The organism is Algoriphagus alkaliphilus, from assembly GCF_900103735.1.
In the GTDB taxonomy this organism is placed as follows: Bacteria; Bacteroidota; Bacteroidia; order Cytophagales; family Cyclobacteriaceae; genus Algoriphagus; species Algoriphagus alkaliphilus.
The window spans coordinates 23,475-48,145 of the sequence record NZ_FMXE01000021.1; the positions used below are offsets into that span (position 1 = coordinate 23,475).

The 24,671-nt window shown below is 43.9% G+C and carries 12 protein-coding genes and 3 tRNA genes; 6 read left to right on the forward strand and 9 right to left on the reverse strand.

Annotated features, from left to right (window positions below):
• Positions 1 to 254: 254 nt before the first annotated feature.
• The 6 genes from BLQ81_RS14255 to BLQ81_RS14280 form a co-directional block, all read right to left on the reverse strand.
• Entirely contained in the window at positions 255 to 3,548 is a 3,294-nt protein-coding gene (locus BLQ81_RS14255; protein WP_092731163.1) for a VCBS repeat-containing protein, read from the reverse strand.
• On the reverse strand, positions 3,548 to 6,847 hold the full coding sequence (locus BLQ81_RS14260) for a VCBS repeat-containing protein (protein ID WP_092731165.1): 3,300 nt from the start codon (positions 6,845 to 6,847) through the stop codon (positions 3,548 to 3,550). Before BLQ81_RS14260 ends, BLQ81_RS14255 begins: the two co-directional genes overlap by 1 nt.
• Complete coding sequence (locus tag BLQ81_RS14265; protein WP_245693274.1) at positions 6,844 to 7,410, reverse strand: hypothetical protein; 567 nt, start codon at positions 7,408 to 7,410, stop codon at positions 6,844 to 6,846. Before BLQ81_RS14265 ends, BLQ81_RS14260 begins: the two co-directional genes overlap by 4 nt.
• The gene (locus BLQ81_RS14270; protein WP_092731169.1) at positions 7,397 to 10,684 is read right to left on the reverse strand and encodes a VCBS repeat-containing protein; all 3,288 of its coding nucleotides are present in this window, start codon (positions 10,682 to 10,684) and stop codon (positions 7,397 to 7,399) included. The genes BLQ81_RS14265 and BLQ81_RS14270 overlap by 14 nt, the downstream gene beginning before the upstream one ends.
• Before the next feature lie 66 nt (positions 10,685 to 10,750).
• The gene (locus tag BLQ81_RS14275) at positions 10,751 to 12,241 is read right to left on the reverse strand and encodes a RagB/SusD family nutrient uptake outer membrane protein (protein ID WP_092731171.1); all 1,491 of its coding nucleotides are present in this window, start codon (positions 12,239 to 12,241) and stop codon (positions 10,751 to 10,753) included.
• A gap of 19 nt (positions 12,242 to 12,260) precedes the next feature.
• Positions 12,261 to 15,254, reverse strand: coding sequence for a SusC/RagA family TonB-linked outer membrane protein (locus BLQ81_RS14280; RefSeq protein WP_092731173.1), 2,994 nt, complete (start codon positions 15,252 to 15,254; stop codon positions 12,261 to 12,263).
• 515 nt (positions 15,255 to 15,769) lie between these two features.
• Here BLQ81_RS14280 and BLQ81_RS14285 point away from each other — a divergent pair.
• Positions 15,770 to 18,430 carry a DUF5686 and carboxypeptidase regulatory-like domain-containing protein gene (locus tag BLQ81_RS14285; RefSeq protein WP_092731175.1) on the forward strand — a complete coding sequence of 887 codons (2,661 nt, stop codon included), beginning with the start codon at positions 15,770 to 15,772 and terminating at the stop codon, positions 18,428 to 18,430.
• A 206-nt stretch (positions 18,431 to 18,636) separates the two neighbouring features.
• On the opposite strand, the gene frr is transcribed toward BLQ81_RS14285, so the two are convergent.
• Entirely contained in the window at positions 18,637 to 19,197 is a 561-nt protein-coding gene (frr, locus tag BLQ81_RS14290; protein ID WP_092731177.1) for a ribosome recycling factor, read from the reverse strand.
• 8 nt (positions 19,198 to 19,205) lie between these two features.
• Complete coding sequence (pyrH, locus tag BLQ81_RS14295) at positions 19,206 to 19,919, reverse strand: UMP kinase (protein ID WP_092731179.1); 714 nt, start codon at positions 19,917 to 19,919, stop codon at positions 19,206 to 19,208.
• A gap of 193 nt (positions 19,920 to 20,112) precedes the next feature.
• Here pyrH and BLQ81_RS14300 point away from each other — a divergent pair, with 193 nt between their 5' ends.
• Entirely contained in the window at positions 20,113 to 20,868 is a 756-nt protein-coding gene (locus BLQ81_RS14300; RefSeq protein WP_092731181.1) for an SDR family NAD(P)-dependent oxidoreductase, read from the forward strand.
• 100 nt (positions 20,869 to 20,968) lie between these two features.
• Here the strand turns inward: BLQ81_RS14300 and BLQ81_RS14305 are convergent, their stop codons facing one another.
• A complete protein-coding gene (locus BLQ81_RS14305; protein ID WP_092731183.1) occupies positions 20,969 to 21,463 on the reverse strand; it encodes an acetyl-CoA carboxylase biotin carboxyl carrier protein subunit in 495 nt (164 codons plus the stop codon).
• A 75-nt stretch (positions 21,464 to 21,538) separates the two neighbouring features.
• On the opposite strand from BLQ81_RS14305, the gene BLQ81_RS14310 reads away from it, so the two are divergent.
• From BLQ81_RS14310 to BLQ81_RS14325, 4 genes are all read left to right on the forward strand, one after another.
• Positions 21,539 to 24,154, forward strand: a complete 2,616-nt coding sequence (locus BLQ81_RS14310; protein ID WP_092731185.1) for a M1 family metallopeptidase — start codon at positions 21,539 to 21,541, stop codon at positions 24,152 to 24,154.
• 155 nt (positions 24,155 to 24,309) lie between these two features.
• A tRNA-Tyr gene (locus BLQ81_RS14315) sits at positions 24,310 to 24,392 on the forward strand.
• Between the two features lie 71 nt (positions 24,393 to 24,463).
• Positions 24,464 to 24,536, forward strand: a tRNA-Gly gene (locus BLQ81_RS14320).
• A 34-nt stretch (positions 24,537 to 24,570) separates the two neighbouring features.
• Positions 24,571 to 24,642: transfer RNA gene (locus tag BLQ81_RS14325), tRNA-Thr, on the forward strand.
• The last annotated feature ends 29 nt before the right edge of the window (positions 24,643 to 24,671 follow it).

The following is a 24,671-nucleotide window of genomic DNA, read 5'->3' on the forward strand; positions in this document are numbered from 1 at the left end:
TTAAGTTGACGATAGATTGTCCCTTGCGGGCGATTGGGTTTTATCAACTTACATGAGTGTTCAAAGCTAATTATAAGGCATTCAATGCCAAATGATTTTACTCAGGTTTTTGTGGAATGTATTTTATTTTGCTCAGAGATTACACAGAAAGGCACAGATATTAACGGTGCCTAAAGATTTATCTTCTTGGATTATTCCGAGGGGATTCCGGACTCTTCAGGTTTTCGATTAATTTCTCCAAATCCTAAATCCATTCATTTGATCCAGACTAGTGAACCATTGTTTTGGGCACCGAGAAGCTGATTCCCTTTGTTGGTTTTAAGGAATTTCAGATTTCGGACTTCGGATGCTTCGACTACGCTCAACACAGGTTTCGGATTTCGGATTTTTTCCGCCTCCAACCATAATGACTGGTCCCACCTAAATGCCAGTATTCCAATGTTCAGAGATTTTCCAAGGTCGACTCGGAAGTCAGAGGAATTTCCACCGAGGTAAATTGTGCCTGTCTGCTCATCCACTTCTACGGCGAAAATTGGACTCCACTGCGCTTCTGACGGGAAAGGAATAAATTCAAAGCTTCCGTCTGCGGCCTGAAAGTAAACTCCGGATCGGAATTCATAGGCAGGGAGCTTTCTTGCTTTTTGGATTTCTTCTTTGGGGAAAAGATCTCCGGGGGTTCTGATTTTTGAGTAGTCTTGGTAAGAGTTATGCTGGCGCTTGATGCCCGGAATCTGTCGGATCAGATCATCCCTCGTGGCGAATGGGACGAGTTTGTCGCCCATGTAATGAAAGATCAGCGGATCTGCCTGCCCGTTTCCGTCAAAGTCATGATGATAGAGCCAAACCGGTTTTTCAAGCGATGCCTTGAGCTTGCTGTTGAGTCCGAGATTTCCTGTCAAGATATCCAATCGACCATCTCCATTCAGGTCAGCGACTTGGATCGTATTGATCCAACCTGCAGAGAATTCCAGACCTTGAGGTTTGATTTCGCTAAGTTTCTTTTCTGGCGAAAGCTCAAATACCCGCAAGCCCTGCCAATCACCACTGAGTATCAATTCAGCTTTTCCATCTCCGTCCAGATCGGCCCATTTTGCAGTGTTGACCATGCCTAAATCCGATCCCGATTCAAGCCAAAGCTGAGTTTCATCCCTGAATTGTCCATTGCCCTGATTGATCAACAAGCTGCTTTTCGGGCTGGCTCCGTAATCCCCAGTTTTGACAGCACTTCCTACAAAAAGATCCAAATCTCCGTCTCCATCCACATCGTGAATTGCAATGCAGGAAGTGTTTTCACCGATAGGAGGTAAGGAATTCATAGAAAATCTGAAATTCCCGTTGCCCTCTCCAAAGAAGATTCGATCAAAATTGAACAAGGCCCTACTTTCGTACTCATTTCCACCGCTACCGATAAACAAATCCAAAAAACCATCCCCGTTGAAGTCGGCAAATTCCGCCACCACATCCTCGGCTTTTGCCAATTGGACAAACATGGGATTGGGGATTTCCTCAAAATGTCCGTCTGACTTTTGAAGGAAAAGGACTCCGGGCTGGTCTTTGGCTCCACCCACATAGAAGTCGTCCAAACCGTCTCCATTTACATCAGCTACAGCCAAAGCAGGTCCCATTTTGGAATAGCTTTTTGGAGCCAAATATTCACGCTTGATGAAATCAACTTCATTTTTTTCCTGATGCGTCCAATTGATTTGGGGAAAAGAGTCTTTCGAAATATTCGCTTCGGTCAATTTCTCAAAGGACTTACCCTGACCTTGAGCGAGTTTGAGCGATAGGTTTACGGGAGTCTTCGGGAAAATCTCCGAAGTTCCATCAGCCCAATTGACCTGAACAGAATCCAGTGAAGTAATTTTCCCCAATCCGAAAACCAGGGTGGTGGAAGGACCGGACTGAAAACCACGGCTGGTGCTGATCCGCTGCGTCCATTTTTCGGTGCCTGAGAAAAGAATCACCTGGGAGCCGATACCAAAGATGTTTTGCCCTGTGGATTTCAAGTCAATCCGAAGAAAGTTGTTTCCGAATTTTTCAGCCTGATTTTGATAGAGAAAAGCAGGCTGATCCAGATTGTTGATGACCAGGTCCAGGTCTCCGTCATTGTCCAGATCGGCATACAGCGAACCGTTGGAATAGCTTTCCTGATCCAAACCCAAGGATTTTGCTTCGTTTTTGAATTGTAGACCCCCCTGATTTTTCCAGGCGAAGTTTGAAATTTTGAGGCTTGGAAGCATGTCGATCTGCTTTTTCCGCAGTTCTTCGATCGAGATGCCCGCATAGGAGTCCTGACTGTATTGGATAAAATCCAAGTCATTGGGTCGCTTCACGATCCCGTTGGTGACATGGATATCGGACAGCCCGTCATTGTCCATGTCAAAAATCAGGGGCGACCAACTCCAGTCTGAAGCATGAACGCCTGCGAAAAGGGCAATTTCCGAAAACCCATTTTCGCCCCGATTCAGCTGCAGGTGATTGCGCACGTATTGATCCTGGTAGCCAAATTGTTCCTTGACCTGATAGACTTCGGCCTTGTCTTCCCCTACGGATTTCATCCAGATTTCCGGATCCTCGGGGAGCATGTCGGTGGTGAAGATTTCCGGCATCCCGTCTCCATTCAAGTCTGCGGCATCGTTGCCCATGCTGTACCGACTGGTACTGGGCATGAATTCATTTAAAGCCTCCCTGAAAGTCCCGTCCTGATTGTTGAGGTAGAGGTAATCGTTTTCGGTAAAATCGTTGGAAACGTAAATATCCAGCCAGCCGTCCCCGTTGAAATCTTCTGTGCTGACACCCAGTCCAAAACCCAAAATACTGGAATAGATTCCCGAGACTTCGGTCACGTCTTCAAAACCGATTTCTCCTTCCGAAGCCAGGTTCTTGAAAAGTTTGTCTCCGCTGGGATCGATTTTGGCCCGTACTCTTGCCTTGGCAAAAACCTCCGGAGATTTGATGTTGTGATTGAGCAGGTACATGTCCAGGTCACCGTCCCGATCGTAATCGAAAAATACGGCATGCGTGCTGTAGCCTTTGAAATCCAGTCCAAATTCAGCCCCTGCTTCACGGAATTTTCCTTCGCCTAGATTCAGGTAGAGTTTGTTTTTCCCTTCAATTCCCGGCAATCCCCCGACTTGACAAACATAAATATCCAGCAATCCGTCCCCATCCACATCAGCCATCGTGACTCCTGTCGACCAGCCACCATCTCCGCTGACTCCAACTGATTCGGTGATGTCTTCAAACTGGAAGTTTCCCTTATTGAGGTAGAGTTTATTGGGGACTTGGTTGCCGGTGAAATACAGATCTGTCAATCCGTCTCCATTGATGTCACCTGCTGCCACGCCGCCTCCATTGTAGAAATAGAGGTATTCCAGAATGTTGTTTTCCGGACTTGAAGTCAGCTGATTTTGGAAAGTGATTCCTGTTTGCTCCGGAGTAAGTAATCTGAACTGAGTTGAGGTTTCTGTGGAGACTTCTTTTTTGCAGGAAAAAAGAAAAATTCCGGCTACAAATACCCAGCTGAATTTCGCGATTGAATGCTGCATCAGTAATTCCAGATCTCAGCTGCTGCGCTGTTTTTGATGACTAAAATCCGCTTGTCACCCAAAAGTGAGAACCCCCTGACATCGCCCTCCAGTTTCAGTCCATTTTCGCGGTTAGGGCTGAAGTTGAAGGTTCCGTCCCCGTTTCCGAGCAAAACCTCTCCAAAACTCCCGTCAAACTTCCCGATTTCCGGTTTTACCTGTGCAAGGTTGCCACCGAGGATCAAATCCAGCTTTCCGTCTCCGTCGACATCCAAAACCTGGATGGCAAAGATCCAGGATCGCTGGGCTATTCTCGGAAAGGGTTTCCACTCAAAATCCCCATTGCCCTTATTCAGCAGAATTCCTGATTCGAGATTATTGACTTCCTGGATGATGGATTTATCGACGATTTCCTTCGGGAAAATTTCAGTTAAAGATTTGTTGTTGTAGTCTGTGTAGCGGATGTACTTTTTCTTGATACCAGGCACCTGTCTTTCGAGTTCATGCTTGAGCGTATAGGGTATCTGCACCTCACCGACCCTTTGTGTGAAAAGGTGCTCAATGGATCCGTTTTGATCAAAATCATTCAAATACAAACTAACCGGAGAAGCTGAGGAGGCCTTTAGTCTGGTATTTAACCCATGATTACCAAGGGCCAAATCCGGTAATCCATTTCCGTCAAAATCCCCGACTTCGACCGTCCGGTACCAACCTTTGAGATTACTCAAATTTGGCAATTCTGTTTTTTCCAGCTTTCCTCCGGTGTTTCTGAAAAAGGTGGGAGCCATCCATTCACCAACTACAGCGAGGTCATTTTTCCCATTTCCATCCCAGTCCAGAACCTGCGCATCGGTCACCATGCCCAAGTCCTTCAATCCCGGAGCCAGTGCGGCAGACTGCTCGGTAAAATTGCCTTTGCCGTCATTTATCCACAATTGGCTACTTGCAGGAGCACCATAGGTGAATGGAATAAGTCTTCCTCCGACAAATAAATCCACTGCACCGTCGCCGTTGATATCGATTAGTTTTACAGTGCTGCTGCTTCCAACTACTGAAGAGAATCCTCCCCCGGAAATTTTGCGAAAGTCTCCTTTTCCATCATTCAGGTAAAGCCGGTCAGCCAGATCCGGCGATCCAAATCCTGATTCATTGCCTCCCGAGGTGACAAACAAATCCAAATCCCCGTCTCCATCTGCATCAAAGAAAACAGCATCAGTGTCCTCAGAAATCGCATCTGCAAGGAAATCATCCTGAGGGCTTTCCGTGTAGCTGGCCGAAGGGCTTGCCAAGAATAGCTTGGCAGGAAAGGATTTTGCTCCACCGAAAAAGAGATCCTCCAGGCCGTCGCCGTTTACATCTGCTTTGGCAAATGCCGGTCCCTCGGTGGAAAACATAAAGTAAGTCAGTCGATCCCGATCAAAGTCAACGAAAGCGTTTTCTTCATGAAGGAATTTCAAACCTGGATTTTCGACTTTGGTGAATTGTTGGTTTGAAGTCTTTTCAAAAAAGGATTTGCCAACTGGCAATTCTCCTGCTTCTTCCCACTTCACTATCAACAACTGATCGGTGGCCTGATTTTTCAACTCTGTGTATTTGCCGTCAGGCCAGAGGATTTCAATGGATGCTATCTCAGTAAGGGAACCTAATCCGATGGTGATCTTTGGGTCTACTGAGGATTGAAATCCCCGGTTGGGCATTTGCTCCACATAGAAGATTTTCCCTTCTGATTTCATGCGGATTTGCGTCCCTATGGCTTGGGTATTTTTGCCTTTCCCCACCAATTGGAATTGGATGGAATGATGACTTGGATGGATTGTTTTCCCCAGATTTCTGAAGATCTGAGCAGGTTGATTGACGTTATTCACGACCAGATCCAGTGTGCCGTCGTTGTTGAGGTCACCGTAGGCGGCACCGTTGGAGTGGATGGCTTTGCCCAGTCCCCAAGCCTCCGCCTTGTTTTCAAATTTCAGTTCGCCCATATTATGAAAGGCATAATTTGGGATGGGATTGACCGGAATCGGATCGATCAGGGCTTTGTAGTTGACACCTTCCTGAGAGATGATTTTACGCTTAGTCTGCTCATCATCGATGAAATTCAGGTAATCCAGGTCGGTGATGTCTTGGTAGATGCCATTGGCCACGAAAATATCCCGTAGTCCGTCATTGTCCATGTCAAACATCAGCGCACCCCAACTCCAGTCGGTGGCTTCTACATTTCCCAGTCTGCCGATTTCGCTGAAGGTTCCGTCTCCGTTGTTGAGATGGAGCATATTTCGGGAAAACTGGTAATGATAGCTGTGGGTCTTGTTAAACTGGAATTTATCCCAATTCTCAAAAGTTGTAACCTGCTTCAGGCGGGTTTGGTGCTCGGGAAGCATGTCAGTGACAAAGATATCCAATAGTCCGTCTCCGTTGATGTCGGCAATGTCCGCACCCATGGAAGCCGCACTGATCGAGCGCATGGAGCTTTCCATGGATTCTGTGAAGGTGCCGTCCTGATTGTTGATATAGAGGTAATCCTTTTCAAAAAAGTCATTCGAAATAAAAATATCGGGCCATGTGTCCTGATTTACATCTCCGATGGTGATCCCCAAACCAAAACCGATGATGGAACCATAGATTCCGGCTTCTTCAGATACGTCGGAGAATTTGTCTCCGTCATTTCGGAAGAGTTTGTCGCCGCCAACCGCATCCCGCTTGATCCGCTCGTTCTGCATTTTGTTAAATGAACCGATTGCCTGATAGGAATTATTCAGCAGATAGACATCTAGGTCCCCGTCCTTGTCATAGTCGAAAAAAACCGCGTGCGTGGAGAATCCCTGATCTGCCAAGCCATAAGCTTCAGCCATTTCCTTAAATGTGCCATCGCCCTGATTGATGAATAGCTCATTCTGCTTGTTGTCACCGGAGATGTCGCCCGAGTTGCACACGTAAATATCGAGAAATCCGTCCCCATTGACATCAGCCATAGCTACTCCTGTACTCCAGGCGCGGGTTCCTGCCACCCCTGCACCGTCTGTAATGTCTTCAAAACTGAAGTCGCCCTTATTGAGGTAAAGTTTGTTTGGCCCTAAGTTGGCGGTGAAATACAGGTCTACAAGTCCGTCATTATTGATGTCGCCGATGGCTACTCCTCCACCGTTGTAATAGTTTCGATAGGTAAAAACATTAAAGTTTTCATCGAAATTTAGGTCGTTGCGGAAGTTGACGCCGGTGGAATCAACATCCATCTCCTGATAGAGCGTAGGCTCTTTTTCCTTTTGTTCAGAACAGGAAAAAAGCAAACTCAGAAGAAAAAGACTTGGAAATAGGATTCTCATGAATTACTGTTTTCCTTTAATTTTTTCTCGATGGGAAGATCAGATATTTCGGCCCTTACGATAGAAATATGTTTTTTGAAAATCCGGATTCTGCGGTTACCATCCATTTTCACAAATACGATTTGGGATTTGTCCTCATTGGTGACTTCAATAAATCCCGGTCCATACCATTCTTCAAAGAGTTTGACCACATCGGCACGGAGTTTTTCCGCACTTAGCTCCTCATTCCATGGCGCCCACCCTTCGTAAGTAAATTCAACGGGCATCATGTAGATTTTATCCTGCTCAAATTTCGGATAGAAACGCATTTTGGCTGAATTTCCAGAAGCCAATTCAGTCCTATATTCCACTGAAAGTTCCGAAGGACCATTGGTAAGTTTGCCTTGTTTGTTTAGTTTCCAGCAAGTCTCGAAGAAGGTTTTCTGATCCATTCCCAGCTTCAAGCCCAAGAAGAGTTCATTGACCTGTTTGCCTGAGGAGAGTTCTCTCTTTTCCAGCTTTTCATATTCGGATTGGCAGGAGAATAGGAGCGATGCGAAAATCAGCGTGCTAACGTATTTCAAAAACGAGTGGCGTATCATTGTTTCTTAGGACTACTAAATTTGGTTTGTTTTCAAGAATAATTTGGAGGAACTGTCGGATTTCACCTCTGACGTACAAGCCGCTTTCCTCCGGCAGAAGTGCTTTCCATTGGTTGTTACCGAGCGGTTTCAGAGCCCATGCAAAACTTCCCATTTGACTTCCCAGTTCAGGTTTGATCCGGCTTTGATTCCCTCCGAAGAGCAATCGTGGAAGTTGTGAATCAGCGGAAATAGAGGTGATTGAATGGACAGGAGACGATTGAATTTCAGAGGGTAAGGCAGTACGGATAAAATTTCCCTGACCTCCATTTATCCATAGGCTGGTTTCCAGAATGTCAGCGTCCAAAGTTAAGGAATTTGCCCAAACTGCTTCAGGGAAAAGTTCTTCCAAGGACTTATTTTGGTAGGATTCATAAGTTAAAAGTTGCTTTCGTAAAACAGGAATTTGACGAAGTAAAGCTGGTTTGAGTACCCAGGGAATTGTTTTTTGATCTTCATACTTGGAAAGGATATGATCCAAGGCTCCATTTTGATCAAAGTCATTAATCAGCATGCGTAGCTTTGAGCTTTCTGAAGTGCGAAGTCGGGAGTTTAAGCCATGGTTGCCGGCAAGAATATCAGGTTTTCCGTCCCCATTGATATCTGCCACATAAAGGCAATTCCAAAGTCCGGCGGTATTTTCAAAACCAAATTCAGCCGTTTTTTCCAGTAATTTATTTTCCTGAAATGCGAAAATCCGGACAGGCATCCACTCCCCCGTAAAAATGAGTTCCAACTCTCCGTCTCCATCCAAATCCGCCAAAGCCCCGGAAGTCAGCATTCCAAGCTCAGAAAGTTCGGGATTTAGATTTCGGGAAATTTCAGTGAAACTTCCCCTTCCATCATTTTCCCAAATCTGAAGTCCCGCAGGAATCCCGTAGGCAAAGGGTATCGCCCGACTTCCTACAATCAAATCCAAATCTCCGTCTCCATCGACATCGTGGGAAAGTATGAAAGCCGTAGGGGTAGGGGAGAAAGCTTGTGGAGATTTCTGAAAGTTGCCTTTACCATCATTGAGGTAAAGCCGATCTGCATAGGCAGGTGAATAGTCTCCAAACTCGATACCTCCGCTGCCTACAAGCAAATCAGGTTTGCCATCTCCGTCAGCATCAAAAAAATGTCCGGTGACATCTTCCGAAATAGCATCCATTGCAAAGAGTTCTGCTAGCTGTGGGGTGAATTTCCCACTCGAATTTTGGGTAAGCAAAACTGAGGACTGACCTTTTGCTCCGGGAATAAACAGATCCTCCAATCCGTCTCCGTTCAGGTCTGCTTTTGCAGCCTTTGGTCCTTCATTACTGATCATCCAAAACCGCAAGCGGTCACGATCGAAGTCGATAAAATCACTCTCTTCGTGCTGAAAAGGGATCTTTGATTCACTTTGGAGGAAAGGCTGATTTTGAGCTTGCTGGAACGTTGGTTGAATTTTATCCTCGATTCCAGGTGAGAGTTTGAGTGTTTGATTGCTTTGGATATTTTTGAGCGTTCTTGTTTTTCCGCTTGGCCAAAGTATCTGAATGGAGTCTAATTTCTCAATTTCCCCCAAACCAAAATGGATCCGTGGATCTACCGATGACATATACCCTTTGACAGGTTGGTACTCCTGATAGAATTTTTGTTTCCCGGAGAAAGCCGTGACTTTTGATCCAAACGCATTTCCAAGTTCAATGCTTAAATAATTGCCATTTTTTGAATCGGCACTTGTGTTTTGATAGATGAAGGTCCGTTCGTTCAGGTTGTTTATGACCAAATCCAAATCCCCGTCATTGTCCAAATCTCCATAAGCCGACCCGGTGCTAAAAGTAAGCTGATCCAATCCGAGGTTTTGGGAGAGGTTTTCAAAATTCCAATTGCCCAAGTTTTTGAACAGGAAATTTCGCTGTGCAATAGATGGGAAGGCATCAATCATTTTGGTTAACAGCACGGAATCTTCCCGGTAGCCTTTTACTTTTTCCTGATTGTTGACATAAAAGTCCACAAAGTCAAAATCGGTCAGGTCTTTTACAATGCCGTTTGCGACGAAGATATCCTTCAGTCCGTCATTGTCCATGTCAAAAATCAAAGCCCCCCAACTCCAGTCTGTGGCTTCGACTCCTGCCATCCGACTGACTTCGGAGAAAACAGGGATTTGAGTTCCCGGTTGAAATCCCAAATTTCGTTGGAGGGTGTTTCGGGTAAACTGATGATGATATCCGGCTTTTACGCTTGCCTGGTATTTGTCCCAATCTTCAAAGGGTGTTTTGGTTTTGACGCGGGCTAGATCTTTCGGGAGCATTTCTGTGACAAAAATATCCGGACGGCTGTCATTATCCAGATCGGCAATGTCTGCCCCCATACTTCCCATGCTGATTTCGGAGAGCAATTCGGGAAGGACTTCGGAAAATGTTCCATCCTGATTGTTGAGATAGAGGTAATCCCGCTCAAAAAAATCATTGGATACATACAGGTCCGGCCAGTTGTCATCATTCAGATCGGCGACAGTGACTCCAAGTCCATAGCCTATGCTGCTTCCAAAAATTCCTGCTGCTTCGGATATGTCAGTGAACTTAGTCCTATCATTTCTGAAAAGTTTATTTCCACCCTCGGGATCCCGGATTTCACGCTGTCCTTCACGGAGGTCGTAGATCCCCACAGACCGCCCCGAATTACTTAGAAGGTACATATCCAGATCTCCGTCTTTGTCAAAATCGAAGAAAACGGCGTGCTGGCTCAGGCCTTCTTCGGCAAGTCCATATTCTTTGGAACTTTCGGTGAAAGTCAGGTCGCCATTGTTGATGAACAGTTCATTGTGGCGTTTCTCTCCTCCCGGAGGTCCTGATTTGCAAACATAAATATCCAGCAATCCATCTCCGTTGATGTCTGCCATGCTTACTCCTGTGGACCAATAGCCGGTGGAGTTTAATCCGGCTTGGTCTGTAATGTCTTTGAATTTCAGATTTCCCTGATTGAGGTAAAGCCGGCTGGAGGTTTGGTTGCCTGCAAGAAACATATCAATCAGCCCGTCATTATTGATGTCTCCAAGTGCTACACCGGCACCGTTGTAAAAATTCCGAAACGTATAGGGGTTTACTTTTTCGGTATAGGTGAGGTCATTTCTAAATGTAATGCCTGTTTTTTCCTCCGATAGGAGGCGAAACAGTGGGTCAGTGTTTTTTTCTTCCTGATGGCAGGAGTAAAGGAAAAGAAACAGAAGGAAAAGGATGTTTCTTCGCTTCATGGGCTTAAAGTAAAAAAAAGGAAGTGTGTCAAAACACACTTCCTTTCAAATTTAATTTAGACTCGATTAATAACCCGGATTTTGTTTCAAAGCAGGATTAGCGTTGATTTGATTTTGAGGGATTGGGAATAATGCTCTGAATGGCTGAGAAGCTGGCTTCTCCCACCATGGCTGATTCCATTTCCCGAATCGGATCATGTCAGTTCTTCGGCTTGCCTCTGCAAACATTTCAAAACCTCTCTCATCAAAGATATTATCCAAAGTGAGTGTAGTGAAAGCAGGCATATTGGCTCTTGTTCGGATCTGATTGATTGCAGTAAGCGCAGCTGCTGTTTTTCCCTGACGGAATGCAGCTTCAGCTTTGATCAAAATGATATCACCCAGGCGAATCAAAGGATAATCATTGTTCAAGCTGTTAGCAGCACCTAAGGCGAATTCAAACTTACCTACTCTTGTACCGGCTTGTCTGAATGCATTAGGAGCAAGCATGTTGATATTAGGAGTAAAAGTCAATGGAGGGCCGTCCGGATCAGTTGGTTCTGCTGAAATATCAAGCAATCTAGTGCCATCTGAAGCAAATTGAGGACCTACAAGGAATGACTTTTTACGTACATCCTTGTCATCAAATTTGTTATAGAATTCTTCCAAAGATGCATATCCATTCCAGGGTTGATCCTGCAAATTGTATGTTCTCTGACTTAGGTAGTGTAAGGTCATTTGAGGCAAGTTGAATCCCGGAGCGTTGTTCTGATCATAAGGGAGCGTCAAAATATTCTCTGTCGAGCCGCTGTTTCTTTCCGAGAAATTGGCAAAGAAATTTGAGGACAAGGAGTATTTGCCACTGTTGATCACCTGATCAGCTGCTGCTTCGGCCTCAGCCCATTTGGCAGTACCCGTGTAAATTTGCGCATTCAAATAAAGCTTGGCAAGCATGGCCTGAGCCGTATAGAAATTAACCGTAGATTTTGCGTTGTCCTTTGGCAAGGCATTGATGTTGTCCTTTATGGATTTTTCAATGAATGCAAAAACTTCTGCTCTGGTCTTATTTGTTGGATTACCACCTTTGGTAGTTTCGTCAATAATCGGCACGTTTCCGAAAGAGTCAATCAGCCATAGGTAAACCAAGGCTCTCAGTACTTTCAGTTCAGAATTCAAGGCTGCCACATCCGGGAACTGGATCAACAGGTTGTTGATTTCCCCGATTGCCGTGAAGCAATAGTTCCAGGAGTTGTTGAAGGATTCCTCAGCAGGGTTCCAAGTGTGTCTATGCATTCTGATCCATTGGCCTCCGTCTTCCCAGTCAGCACCCTTTTGAGGGATTGCCATTGCATCTGAAGAGACTTCATAAATAGACCAAATACTATTGTGACCGCCCCAAGAACCTACTATTCTAGCATAAGCGGAAGCTTTCAGGACGTTTATCAAATTCGGATTTTTGCTGTTTGCAATATCCTCAGCTGTCACCCCGTCCAACACCTCTTGCTCAAGCTCCTGACATGCGCCCAATGCATAAACCAACGGGAGCATCAAACAGATTTTACTTATAGATTTTAACATATCTGTAGAATTTGATTGGTTATTTAAAGTTTACTGTTACACCCAACGTGAATGAACGAGTCTGGAAGTAAGTATTTCTACGTTCGATTCCAGGAGAAAGTGCAGAAGTAAACGGATTATTATTTTCAGAGTCGTTTATTCTTACTTCAGGATCCACACCAGTGTAGTTTGTTATTGTAAATAAGTTCTGTGCAGCGAAATACACCCTCAAAGAACTCAAGTTTGGAGATTTGGTTTGGAAATTATAACCCAATTCCGCGTTGTCCAATCGGATAAACGATGCATCTTCCACCAATGAACTATTGAATGTCGGCGGTGATTTTATCAAAGGACTTGTAGGTGTCTTATCTGTCACAACTGAGTTCCATGTGTTTGAGGCGGTATCACCGTTTTCATAGAAACCTCTATAGGAGTTGTAAAGATCATGTCCCCAAGCACCTCTAAAGAAGAAGTTCAGGGTCCATTGACCGTACATAAAGCTGTTGGCAAAACCAAATTCACCTTTAGGCAGACCATTTCCCAACTTTTCGAATTGATTTGGGTCAGTGGTAGAAAGAATGTACTCACCGCTTTCGGTTAAGCCATTCAGACGAGGACCGTAGAAATCACCCAAATTCTGACCTACTCTGTTGTAGATAATCGGGTTGTTGTTTTGTCCAGGAGAACCCGGAGTGGCAAATCTCAATTCTTCGAAACCTAATTCACCGGCTGATAAGCTTTCGATGGAGGTTTTGTCATAAATGGTAAAATTGAATGTTGGAGACCATTTCAATGAACCTTTACCGATCTGGTTGACAGAGACTAAAAATTCAAAACCTGCAGCTCTTAAATCTGCCAAGTTTACCCAAGTCGAACCTGCAGTATTGAATCTTCCAGGATCAAATGGGTTTGGGGCACCCGTAGCTACAGGAACGTTGAATAACAAGTCAGATATATTTCTGGTGTAGTAGTCAACACTACCGGTTACTTTATTATTGAACAAACCAAAGTCAACACCGAAGTTTAATTCCCTTTTAGTTTCCCATTTCAATTCCCGATTTGGGTTGGAGAATTGGTTAATCCCTACGAAGATGTCATTTTGAGTCAGCGGATCCCCGTCAAGATCAATTCTGTTTCCATTACCAAACACACCCAAGGCCAAAGTAGGAGAAGGAGGAAGGTTACCGGTCACACCGAAAGATACTCTGGGCTTAAACTGAGAGAAAACGCCCATATCAAAAACCTGGGTAAAGTCGGATCCAATAGATACTGCAGGGAATACACCAGTTTGGTTTTTTGGTCCAAAACCGGAATAAGTTTCTGCTCTAACGGATGCAGAGAAGAAAATCATATTATCCCAGTTGAAATTCGCTCTTCCAAATAATGAGTTAAGCTGATCTTCATTTGCAAAAGATGAAACGTTGGTATTGTTCCCCAATCTGATCGCACCAGCTCCAAGATTATTCCATCCCAAATCAAACAAATACTGTCTTACTCTTGCATTGAAACCTTGGTTTGTGGTGTACTGCAAACCAGCACCTCCAAGAAGTGTCATGTTCAACTTGTCGGAAAGGTCAGTTTCGTATCTCAAGGTGGTCTCAAAGATTCGCTGCTTTCGGTCAAAGGTGTTTCTTTCAGCTGATCCTGTAGCCCCAAGCCCAACTTGAAAGTCTTGCAATGACCAGAAGTTTCCATCCAGTTCAGTTCTTCTATCCTGAGAATACTGTGCAGTAAGTGTAAGATTTGAGAGAATGTCATATTCTACCCGATATGATGTCAGGGATGTCTTTGCTTCTCTAACAAATTTTTGTTGCCTAGCCAAAGCCACTGGGTTGAAGAAATCAAACAGATCCCGTTGGAAGTATCCTCCAAATCTGTTTCGGGCATCTTCCGTGTTTTCAAACACCGGTGCAGTTGGATTGTAGATTGTCGCATATCGAAAGGCCGCATCATTGATTGACTCCCGATCTTCGGTTGTAAACGATAAATTGACATTGAATCTCAGTTTATTGTTCAATGCGCCTTGGGAAAGGTTCAATCTCGTATTGAGTCTTTCATTTCCGACACCGTTTACGATACCATTGTTATCCCGGTAGTTGACCGAAGCCATGTAGTTGGAATTTCCAAAGCTACCGGATACACTGGCGTTTGTGGTATAAGAAAATGCATCATCGATCAATTCATTTCTCCAGTCTGTGTTGCTGCCGAAATTATTACCGCCTCTTGCTACAAACTCTTCAGCAGATAGTATAGGGATTAAATTTGCTGCCCGATCCATTGTTGCGAAGGAATTGACAGTAACGTTAGTCGCTCCTTCTTTCTTGCCTTGTCTGGTGGTAGTGATCAAAATTACACCGGAAGAACCTCTAGCTCCGTAAATAGCCGCAGCGGAACCATCTTTCAATACATCGATGGATTGAATGTCATTTGGATCCACGTTTTCAAGGGAAGCACCGATTACCCCATCCAATACGATAAGTGGAGAAGCATTCGCGCCGAAAGTCGAAAGACCTCTAAGACGCACATTGAATGGATTGTTTGGATTGCCTCCAGGTCTTGTAATGGATAGACCGGCAACCTTACCTTGAAGCAATTGAGCAGGGTTGGAAACGTTACCGCGGTTGAAGTCTTCAGGTTTTACACCGACTACTGCAGAAGTAATTTCCTTTTTGTCCTGCGAACCATATCCAATTACCACAGCTTCCTGGAGGCTTTGAATGTCCTCCTGTAAGTTGATAGTGATAGTATTCTGATTGCCGATTTCTATTTCCTGTGTCAGATATCCGACAAAGGAAATAACCAATACCTGATCTCCTGCCTGAATTGGAATCGTAAACTTTCCATCCAGATCAGTCGCAGAACCTCGGGTGGTACCTTTGACGATAACCGTGGCGCCAGGGACAGGATCTCCAAGTCTTGCGTCCATCACTGTACCAGAGATGGAGCGGGTTTGGGCATTGGCAACTACGATTGCACCGATTGTAAGTGCTAAAGCAAGTGTCAATGACTTGAGTTTTAGTAAATAATTTCTCATAGGGTTTTTTGTTTTTTTAAAAATCGAAATAGGTATGAGTACTTGTATTTCGAATCTAAGGTGAATTGTAAATTTTGATTTTGCAATTTTTAACGAAAGCACTCTACTTACTTCTAAAAATCTATTTTCAACAGAATAAAGTATTATTTAGCAAAAACGCAATGATCAGCCGAATATGTTAAAGTATGTTTAATGGAAAACGTTTTCCATTTGTGGATACTTAAAAAAATCAATTTTTATTAAATAAATGAAAATTTGAAACTTTTCTGAAATCTTTGTTTAAAGTGCTTATTCGACATTTTTAAAAAATTTATAAAAGTCTAAGAATTAGCGGAGTTAATTTTCCCGGAGGGTTTTTTCGGATTTTAAAATTACCGGGGATCAATCATGTTCTCTAAATCCAACCTGATCATTTATCCTTTTTTTTCCGCAATCTTAAATCATCTCAAAACTACCCGGACAACCTATCCGTTGCTTTGAGCATCTGTATATTTACAAGATGCTAAACCACTTTTATGAGAGAATATAAGTGTACTATTCTATATTTCGCAATATGTCTTTTTGGGATTCCATTTTATTCACAGGCACAGGGGATCAAGGGCAAAGTAACAACCAAGGAAGGCGAACCTTTATCCTATGCCTCGGTTTACATCAGGAATCTCGAAGATGGTGTTCCAACCAATGAAAATGGGGAGTATGAGTTTCGCCTAAAACCCGGGTATTATGATGTACTGGTTCAGTTTCTGGGCTATAAGTCTCAACTGGAAACTGTGGAAATTCGTGAAGGTTGGGTTGATCTGAATTTCAGCCTGGAACCTCAGATCTACACCTTAAGCACGGTCGAGGTTCGGGCGGGGGCAGAAGATCCTGCACTGACCATCATGCGCAAAGCCATCTCCAAAGCCAAATACCATCGACTCCAACTACAGCGATATGCCATGACGGTCTATCTTAAGGGTACCGGACAATTGACCGATGCGCCTTTTTTCATGAAAAAGACACTGGAAAAAGAAGGATTGAAGCTCAATGAGGCCTACACTTCCGAATCAGTATCGAGAATTACCTTTACCCTGCCCAATAAAGTGGAGGAAAAGGTCATTTCCATCAGAACCAATGGGGATAATCAAGGCACTTCACCCGCGCCTTATATTCAAACCTCATTTTATCAGGACCAGATCAACGAGATCGTTTCTCCACTTTCCCGCTATGCTTTCAACTATTATCAGTTTAAGTATGAAGGAAGTTTTTTTGATCAGAATGTGATGGTCAGTAAAATCAAAGTGACCCCGAGATCACGTGGCGAGCGGGTTTTTGAAGGATACATTTACATTATCGAAGGACTCTGGGCGATTCATAGTCTGGATTTGAAGACCTCGCTTTTGGGTTTTCAGATTTCTGCCAAACAACAATATGCCCCGGTTGCTGACAATGTCTGGATGCCCCTGACACATACTTATACGTTTGGCGGAAAGATTTTTGGCTTCGAAGGGGAATTCAAATACCTGGCGTCTACACGGGAATATGATATTGAATTGAATCCGGACTTGGTGGCTGTGCCTGAGATCATCGATGAAAAGGTTCAGGAGATCCCTCAGGATTTGAAAAAATTTGACAAGTCAATTTCGGCCTTGGAACAGTTGGCCACTGAAGAACCCAAAACCCGAAAGGAATATCGGAAGCTGATCAATGAATATGAAAAGGAAGCTCTGAAAGAACAACAAGTCGAAGATAAGCAGGGGGTGGTTTCGGAGCGCTACTACAGTGTGGATTCTTTGGCGAAAAAACGTGGATTGAGCTATTGGGACAGCATTCGGCCGGTCCCCTTGACACTGAAAGAAGTGGAAGGTTACAAGCGGGACGACAGCCTCGCGGTGGTGGAAACAGCCAAAATGAGTGAGGTGGATTCAGTGGCCAAAAAAGCGCGAAGTAAGTTTAAACCGCTGGATTTCATGAATGGATCTCGCTACAATTTTGGAAAGGGAGTTTCGGTTGGCTTCCGCCAAAATTGGACAAAGATGTCCTTCAACACCGTAGAGGGCTGGAAGGTAGGTTTGGCAATGTATTACCGAAAATATTCTGAAGTAAAGCTGGCTGATAGCGTTAATCGGGAACGTAAAAGTTTCAACATCGAACCGGAGCTTCGCTATGGATTTGCAAGCAATCGGTTTTATGGAAAAGTAAATTTCCGCTGGTCTCATACCCAACCCACTTCCGGGCAAACCTGGGGTATCGAAGGAGGTCGATTCATCTACCAATTTAATCCTGATGAACCGATTCAGGAGCAAGTCAACGCTGCGTATTCTTTGCTGATCCGAAGGAACTACATGAAGCTTTACGAACAGGATTTTGCGCGGGCGTATTGGTCACATCGGGTCAATTATGGCTTGACTTATCGGGTGAATTTCACTGTAGCGGAGCGGAGGGAATTGTTCAATAACTCGGACTATTCTTATTATCGCAAACCTGAACGAGAGTACACGTCCAATCGACCTGAAAATCTAGAAGCAGGTGCAGCAGCTTTTCAAAATCATCGGATCGCAAAACTTTCTTCCACGGTAGAATGGCGTCCAGGTCTTACCTATTCAATTCGCAATGGTAGAAAAACTCCAAATTATGAGCGTTCTCCATTGATAACGATGACTTATCAGAAAGCCTTCCCAGATTTAATTCAAAATGAAAACTCTTCCAAATTTGATCTGCTTGAAGTCGGAGTGAAGCACGATGTCAGATTTGGAGTGAGTGGAAAATTAGACTTTAACTTGACGGCAGGGACTTTCCTAAACAATGACCGGGTTTATTTCCAGGATTTCAAGCACTTTGGAGGCAATCGAACAATCTTCTCCAATTTCGGCCCGGCTTCGAATTACCGCTTTATGGACTATTATAAGTACAGCACCAATTCCAATTACATTTCAGGAATTGCACATTATCAATTTAGAAAATTCTTGCTGACTCAGTTGCCGATGCTACGCTTCTCCGGAGTGCGTGAGAATATCTTTGTCAATTATCTGAAAACTGAAAACTCGCCTCATTATACCGAGATTGGCTATTCTTTGGATAACCTCTTTCGGATTTTCAGGCTGGAATTGGGAGTGGCCTTTGAAAATGGAAAGCACCTTAGAAGTGGACCACTCTTCGGAGTCGCGACCTTTATCAATGTGAATTTTGATGATTGAAAAAAGTAGGGATGCAGGGAGGTTTGGAGGTAAGGGAGTTAAATTGATTGGCTTAGGGGAGATTCGCCGAATTTAATTTAGATCATCTGATCAATTCACCCAAAGGCATTATAATTGGTGAATTGATCTTAAGCCTAAAGTTTAAAAAATAAAAACCCGGCTTCAGTAAAGTAGCCGGGTTTCAATTTGGGTTATTGAAGTCAAGATCAGACCTTCATAATATCCGCTTCCTTCTTCACCAGAAGCTCATCGATTTTGGCTGAATAGTTATCTGTTAATTTCTGAACCTGGTCCTCAGCCCGTTTGATTGCGTCTTCTGCAGCGCCGTCTTTCTGAAGTTTTCTTAAAGATTCATTCGTATCCTTTCTGACACTTCGGATAGAAATTTTTCCCGATTCACATTCTTGTTTGGACTGTTTCACCAGATTGATTCGACGCTCTTCTGTCAAGGAAGGGATCGTCAGCATGATGGTTTCCCCGTTGTTTTGCGGAGCCAAACCAAGGTCTGAATTGATGATTCCCTTTTCGATTTCCGAGATCAGATTCCGTTCAAATGGCTTGATCGCAAGGGTTCTCGCGTCAGGAGTAGTGACAGAGGACACTTGGTTGATTGGCGTGGGAGTCCCATAATACATCACCATTACGCCATCCAGCATATTTGGCATGGCCTTGCCTGCCCGGATTTTCAATAATTCAGCCGCGGTATGATCCACCGCTTTCTGCATCAGTTCTTTTGCTTCGTCTAAGAATAATTCGATTTCTTCCATGATTTAATTCAGGATTTGTCAGTGATCAATGTTCCGATTTGTTCGCCAAGTACGAGTTTACTCAGGTTGCCGGTCTTGTTCATGTCGAAGACAATAATGGGCAGGTTGTTTTCCTGGCAAAGCGTGAAGGCAGTCATATCCATCACGTTGAGATTTTTTTCATAAACCTCACTGAAGGTAATCTGTTCGTATTTCGTTGCGGTCGGATCTTTTTCAGGATCTGCTGTGTAAACACCATCCACTCGGGTACCTTTCAGTACCACATCTCCCTCGATTTCGATGGCACGCAGTGCAGCTGTAGAATCAGTGGTAAAATAGGGATTTCCAATTCCGGCTCCAAAAATCACAATCCTGCCTTTTTCAAGGTGTCTTATTGCCCGTCTTCTGATGAAGGGTTCGCAGACACTTTCGATTTTGATTCCTGACATGAGTCGGGTGTACATGCCATTTTGTTCCAATGCACTCTGCAATGCCATCGCATTGATCAGAGTAGCAAGCATGCCCATGTAATCTCCCTGAACTCGGTCAATACCGGATTTCTCTGCCTGAACTCCCCGGAAAATATTTCCTCCTCCAATCACAATTGCTATCTCCACTCCCATTTCCTTCACTTTTTTAATTTCATCAGCGTATTGTTGAAGGCGTGAAGGATCGATTCCGAAGTTTTTGTCGCCCATCAAGGATTCTCCACTGAGCTTGAGCAGGATGCGGTTGTATTTCATTGGGTGGTTGATTTCTAAGTTGCTTTCGGGTAAAGCCCGAAATCTTTTGGATTTAGCTGTCAAATTGCGATCGAATCGACCCTGAGAAGCCCGAGCAATCCGACAAATATAATTTCTTCATCTCACAATGCTAGGGCCAAATCCAAAAATGGGAAAATGTGTATTAAATTAGAATAGTTAATAGGCTGATAATATGGGCTTTTGGGATAAAAAAAGGGTTTGGATCATCGGAGCTTCTTCGGGTATTGGAGAGGGATTGGTTAATATTTTAGCGGAAAATGGAGCGAGACAGCTCATATCTGCCCGAAATAATTCAAAACTCGCGGAGTTAAAAACCAATTTCCCGAAAGCAGAAATTGTTGTTCTCCCTGTAGATGTTGAGCTACTTTCTGAGCTTACAACAAAAGTTGAGGAGGCCTGGCAATTTTTTGGAGGCTTGGATTATGTGTTCTTAAATGCAGGAATGTCGGTAAGAGATTTGGTGACTGAAAGCAAATTGGAAGTGGAGCGGAAAATAATGGACATCAATTTTTGGGGACCGGTGGCTATCACCAAAGCACTATTAAAAAAGCGAAATGCTGAAACTGCGCTTCATCTGGTATTGACATCCAGTCTGAGCGGCAAATATGGAGTCCCAAAACTCGCTGCATATTCAGCCTCAAAACATGCGATGCAGGGATATTTTGATTCCTTGAGGGCAGAGACTTTTGCTACAGGTTTGTTTATTCATGTCGTCATTCCGGGATTTATCAAAACCAATATTACAGTGACAGGACTGAGAGGGGATGGAAGCAGAAGCGGGAAAATGCAGAATGCTTTGGCGGAGGGAATGGAATCAAGCGATTGTGCCAAAGGGATACTAAAAGGACTAGAAAAGGGGAAAGAGGAATTTGCAGTGGGAGGTGCTGAGCGATTTACCCTCGGACTTAACAGATTTTCCCCGGGTTGATGAAAAAAATGATCAGATCCAATCCGCTGAAACGGCTTAAGCAAATGCAAAAAGCAATCTTTGCAAAATAAGGCTACTGGATAATTTGTACGGTCCGAAGTTAAAATTGAATCAGCACCTGATTTTTCTCCACGCTTTGTTTCAGTGCTACTTTTACATCTTTGACGACCCCGTCTCCCGGAGATTTGATGATATTTTCCATCTTCATGGCTTCCAAAATCAGGACTACATCGCCCTTTTTTACTTCGTCTCCAGGCTTTACTTTCAGGTCTAAAATCAAGCCCGGCATGGGGGCTTTGATGTCTTTTATCGCTCCGTTTCCCGCTGCACTCATTCCCATTTGCTCTAAAAGCAGGTCGAATCGATCTTTAAGCTGAAGGGTAGCAGTTTTGTGGCCAATTCGAATCTGCAGGCTTTTTGTATCTCGGTCAATTGACAGCAATTCCGCTTCAATGGATTCATTTCCCCGGATCAAATGGACTTTTCGATCTCCTATCCATTTCAAATCCCAAGAAATCGGTTTTTGGTTTACATTGATTAAATCCTCGGTTTTTTCTACCGAATGGGGGGCGTTTTGAAGGATTACTGAAAACATTCCTGCTATTTTGGGTGTGAATATACAGCTACAGAATCAAATGCTCCGTAGAGATTTCTTCCAAATATGATACAAATGCAATCGACACCAAAGAAAATCTTGATGACTTGCCTGACTTTTGGCAGCTTGTCTTTGGCCCTTTTTACAGTTTCCTGCAAATCAGAAAAATCTGCACTGGTTCAGAATTCCGAGAATTCAGCCGTGGCTGAAGCTTCACCTGAAGCCCGGATTGACAGTGCAAAATTACTGCGAATGATCCGTGAGAAAAATGCTGAAATAGCAGGATATCAGCCCAGTGCAAAGCGGGATTTTGACTTGCTTCACACTGAGCTGGATTTGGCTTTTGACTGGTCAAATCAGGCAGTTATAGGAAGGGCCAAGTTGAAGTTAACTCCCTATTTCTATCCTCAAAAGGAGTTGGTCCTTGATGCCAAAGACTTCGAAGTTGGGGCGATTTATCTTCTGAACGGGGAAGCCCAAAGCAAGCTGAATTATCGATACGATGAAAAGCAGTTGCGTATTTACCTTCCCGAACTATTCACTTCCAAGGACACCATTCAGGTTGAGATCAATTACATCGCATTTCCTGACAGGAATTCCGGTTCGGGAAGTGAGGCAATTACCGATACCAAAGGCCTGTATTTTATTGATCCCTTAGACACGATTCCGGGTAAGCCAACCATGATCTGGACACAGGGCGAGACCGAACACAACAGCAAGTGGTTTCCGACGATTGACAAACCCAATGAGCGATTTACACAGCTCTTCAAATTGACCGTTCCGGATTCGATGGTTTCGATCAGCAATGGAGTATTGGTAAAGCAGGAAAAACTGGAGAATGGGCTGCGAAAGGATTATTGGGAAATGAAATTGCCGCATGCGCCATATTTGGCGGCTATTGCGGTCGGGAATTTTGGAAAGGTGGAGGCAAAATGGAAAAATATTCCACTGGGATATTATGTTGAAAAGGGCTTCGAAAAGGGTGCTGCAATGGTATTTGAAAACACGCCTGAGATGATCGGGTTATTCGAAGAAAAGCTGGGGGTTGACTTTCCATGGCCAAAATACGATCAGATTGTAGTGCGGGATTTCGTCTCAGGGGCAATGGAGAATACCACAGCGTCGATTTTCATGGAAGAATTGCGATTGGATGAGCGGGAAGCGATTGATTCGGAGTGGGATTACATCATCGCTCATGAGCTTTTTCATCAGTGGTTTGGAGATCTGGTTACCACAGAGTCATGGGCCAATCTGACTTTGAACGAGGCCTTTGCCAACTACGGTGAGTATCTCTGGAATGAACATAAGTATGGAAAAGATCAGGCGGCCCTTAAGTTGGTGACTGAGATGGAGGGTTATTTTGCAGAATCAGAATCCAAGCAAGTGGACCTGATTCGGTTTGATTATGCCGATTCTGAGGACATGTTTGATTCACACAGCTACAACAAGGGGGGTGTTGTTTTACACATGCTCAGGCAACATTTAGGAGATGAAGCTTTTTTTAAAGGATTGAATCTTTATTTGAAACAGCATGCTTTCCAGTCGGTGGAGATTCACGATTTGAGGCTGGCGTTTGAGCGGGTAAGCGGACAGGATCTCAATTGGTTTTTCAATCAGTGGTTTTTGGACAAAGGACATCCTGAGCTATTTTTCGAAGTTGATTATTCGCAGCCTGAAAATATTCTTCTGACTGTGTACCAAGTTCAGGATTTAGAAAACTTACCCCTGTATCAGCTTCCCATTGAAGTGAGTTGGTATGAGGGCAAAAGCCGGAAATCCAAAAAATTTCAGATGACAAGTTCGTTCCAGCAGTTTGCCTTAGAAAATGAATTTCCGGTGACCCAGGTTTATATTGATGAAGGGAAAAATTTGTTGGCAAGAAGAAATCAAGAAATCAGTACAGCTCAATACGCACTTCAGTTCAAAGAATCAACTCTTGGTGTGGCAAGGTATGAGGCATTGGATAGTTTGGTTTCAAGGGAGGCTAAAGATTACCTGATTGAGATTTTACCCATTGCAGTTAGGGATTCTTTTTGGTCAGTAAGGGAAAATGCATTGGGCTTTATGCAAAATGATCCGGAATGGAGAAATCAAATTCAGGGCTTGGAGGACATGGTTTATGAACTGGCAGAAAAAGATCCTAAAAATTCGGTCAAGGCGGCTGCGATAGATCTATTGGCGGCATGGGATCCTGATAAATATCAAATGGCTTTTCTTCGCTTAGCAAATGAGCAATCCTATTTGGTGGCAAGTTCAGCATTGATGGGATTGGTAAGGGCAGAGGAGAATCCTGTGGACGCTGCGGTGATTGAAAGATTTGTTGGAGAAAGAAACTTCAGGATGATAATTCCAGTGGCGGAATATTATATTTTACAAAAAGTAAAAAGTAAGGGCCCGTGGTTTTTGGATCGGGTAGATCAACTGTCAGGCGAGGGACTATATTTCTATCTGGGATATTTTAGCGAATATTTCTCCAGATTCCCAGAGGAGGGAAAAGATCAAGCGGTTAGGAAACTATTTCATCTTTTAGAAAAGGATTCGAAAAGTTTTGTTCGATTGGGAGCTTTTCAGGCACTAATGGGATTTGCTGATGAGGAAGCAGTGATCAAAAAGTTAAATCAGGTGGTCCTAACTGAAAAAGATGAAAAACTTAAAAACTATTACAATTATTTCCTTGAAGCACTCAACTGAAAAAATTAATCAGTTGATTTTTAAATCATTGAATTACAACACGTGAAAAAGTTATCAAATTTGGTGGTCATCCTTTGATACTTTGACAAAAGGCTATAATTTTGCCATCCGTTAAGACCACTAGGGTTCAATCCCCAAGAGATTTTAGCGCAGTTGGGGGAATACCAAAGCGGCCAACTGGGACGGACTGTAAATCCGTTGACTTATGTCTTCACAGGTTCGAATCCTGTTTCCCCCACGTGATTGCCCGAATGCGAAATTTTTTATCTAGTTTTGCAGGGCTAAAAAAATCCGGTACGCCGGTTACAAGCGGGAGTAGCTCAGTTGGTAGAGCGGCAGCCTTCCAAGCTGCAGGTCGCGGGTTCGAGCCTCGTCTCCCGCTCTTTCTTTTCTTTCGGGAAATTAAAGGGCAAAAAGCCGACGTAGCTCAGGGGTAGAGTACTTCCTTGGTAAGGAAGGGGTCACGGGTTCAATTCCCGTCGTTGGCTCAATTACAGAGAATTATTATCTAAACATA

What these genes read in the sequence shown, in the direction of transcription:
- pyrH (WP_092731179.1), bottom strand. Translation starts at nt 19,919, where the DNA reads ATGAAATACAACCGCATCCTGCTCAAGCTCAGTGGAGAATCCTTGATG.
- BLQ81_RS14285 (WP_092731175.1), top strand. Translation starts at nt 15,770, where the DNA reads ATGAGAGAATATAAGTGTACTATTCTATATTTCGCAATATGTCTTTTT.
- BLQ81_RS14310 (WP_092731185.1), top strand. Translation starts at nt 21,539, where the DNA reads ATGCAATCGACACCAAAGAAAATCTTGATGACTTGCCTGACTTTTGGC.
- BLQ81_RS14300 (WP_092731181.1), top strand. Translation starts at nt 20,113, where the DNA reads ATGGGCTTTTGGGATAAAAAAAGGGTTTGGATCATCGGAGCTTCTTCG.
- BLQ81_RS14305 (WP_092731183.1), bottom strand. Translation starts at nt 21,463, where the DNA reads ATGTTTTCAGTAATCCTTCAAAACGCCCCCCATTCGGTAGAAAAAACC.
- BLQ81_RS14280 (WP_092731173.1), bottom strand. Translation starts at nt 15,254, where the DNA reads ATGAGAAATTATTTACTAAAACTCAAGTCATTGACACTTGCTTTAGCA.
- BLQ81_RS14260 (WP_092731165.1), bottom strand. Translation starts at nt 6,847, where the DNA reads ATGAGAATCCTATTTCCAAGTCTTTTTCTTCTGAGTTTGCTTTTTTCC.
- frr (WP_092731177.1), bottom strand. Translation starts at nt 19,197, where the DNA reads ATGGAAGAAATCGAATTATTCTTAGACGAAGCAAAAGAACTGATGCAG.
- BLQ81_RS14270 (WP_092731169.1), bottom strand. Translation starts at nt 10,684, where the DNA reads ATGAAGCGAAGAAACATCCTTTTCCTTCTGTTTCTTTTCCTTTACTCC.
- BLQ81_RS14275 (WP_092731171.1), bottom strand. Translation starts at nt 12,241, where the DNA reads ATGTTAAAATCTATAAGTAAAATCTGTTTGATGCTCCCGTTGGTTTAT.
- BLQ81_RS14255 (WP_092731163.1), bottom strand. Translation starts at nt 3,548, where the DNA reads ATGCAGCATTCAATCGCGAAATTCAGCTGGGTATTTGTAGCCGGAATT.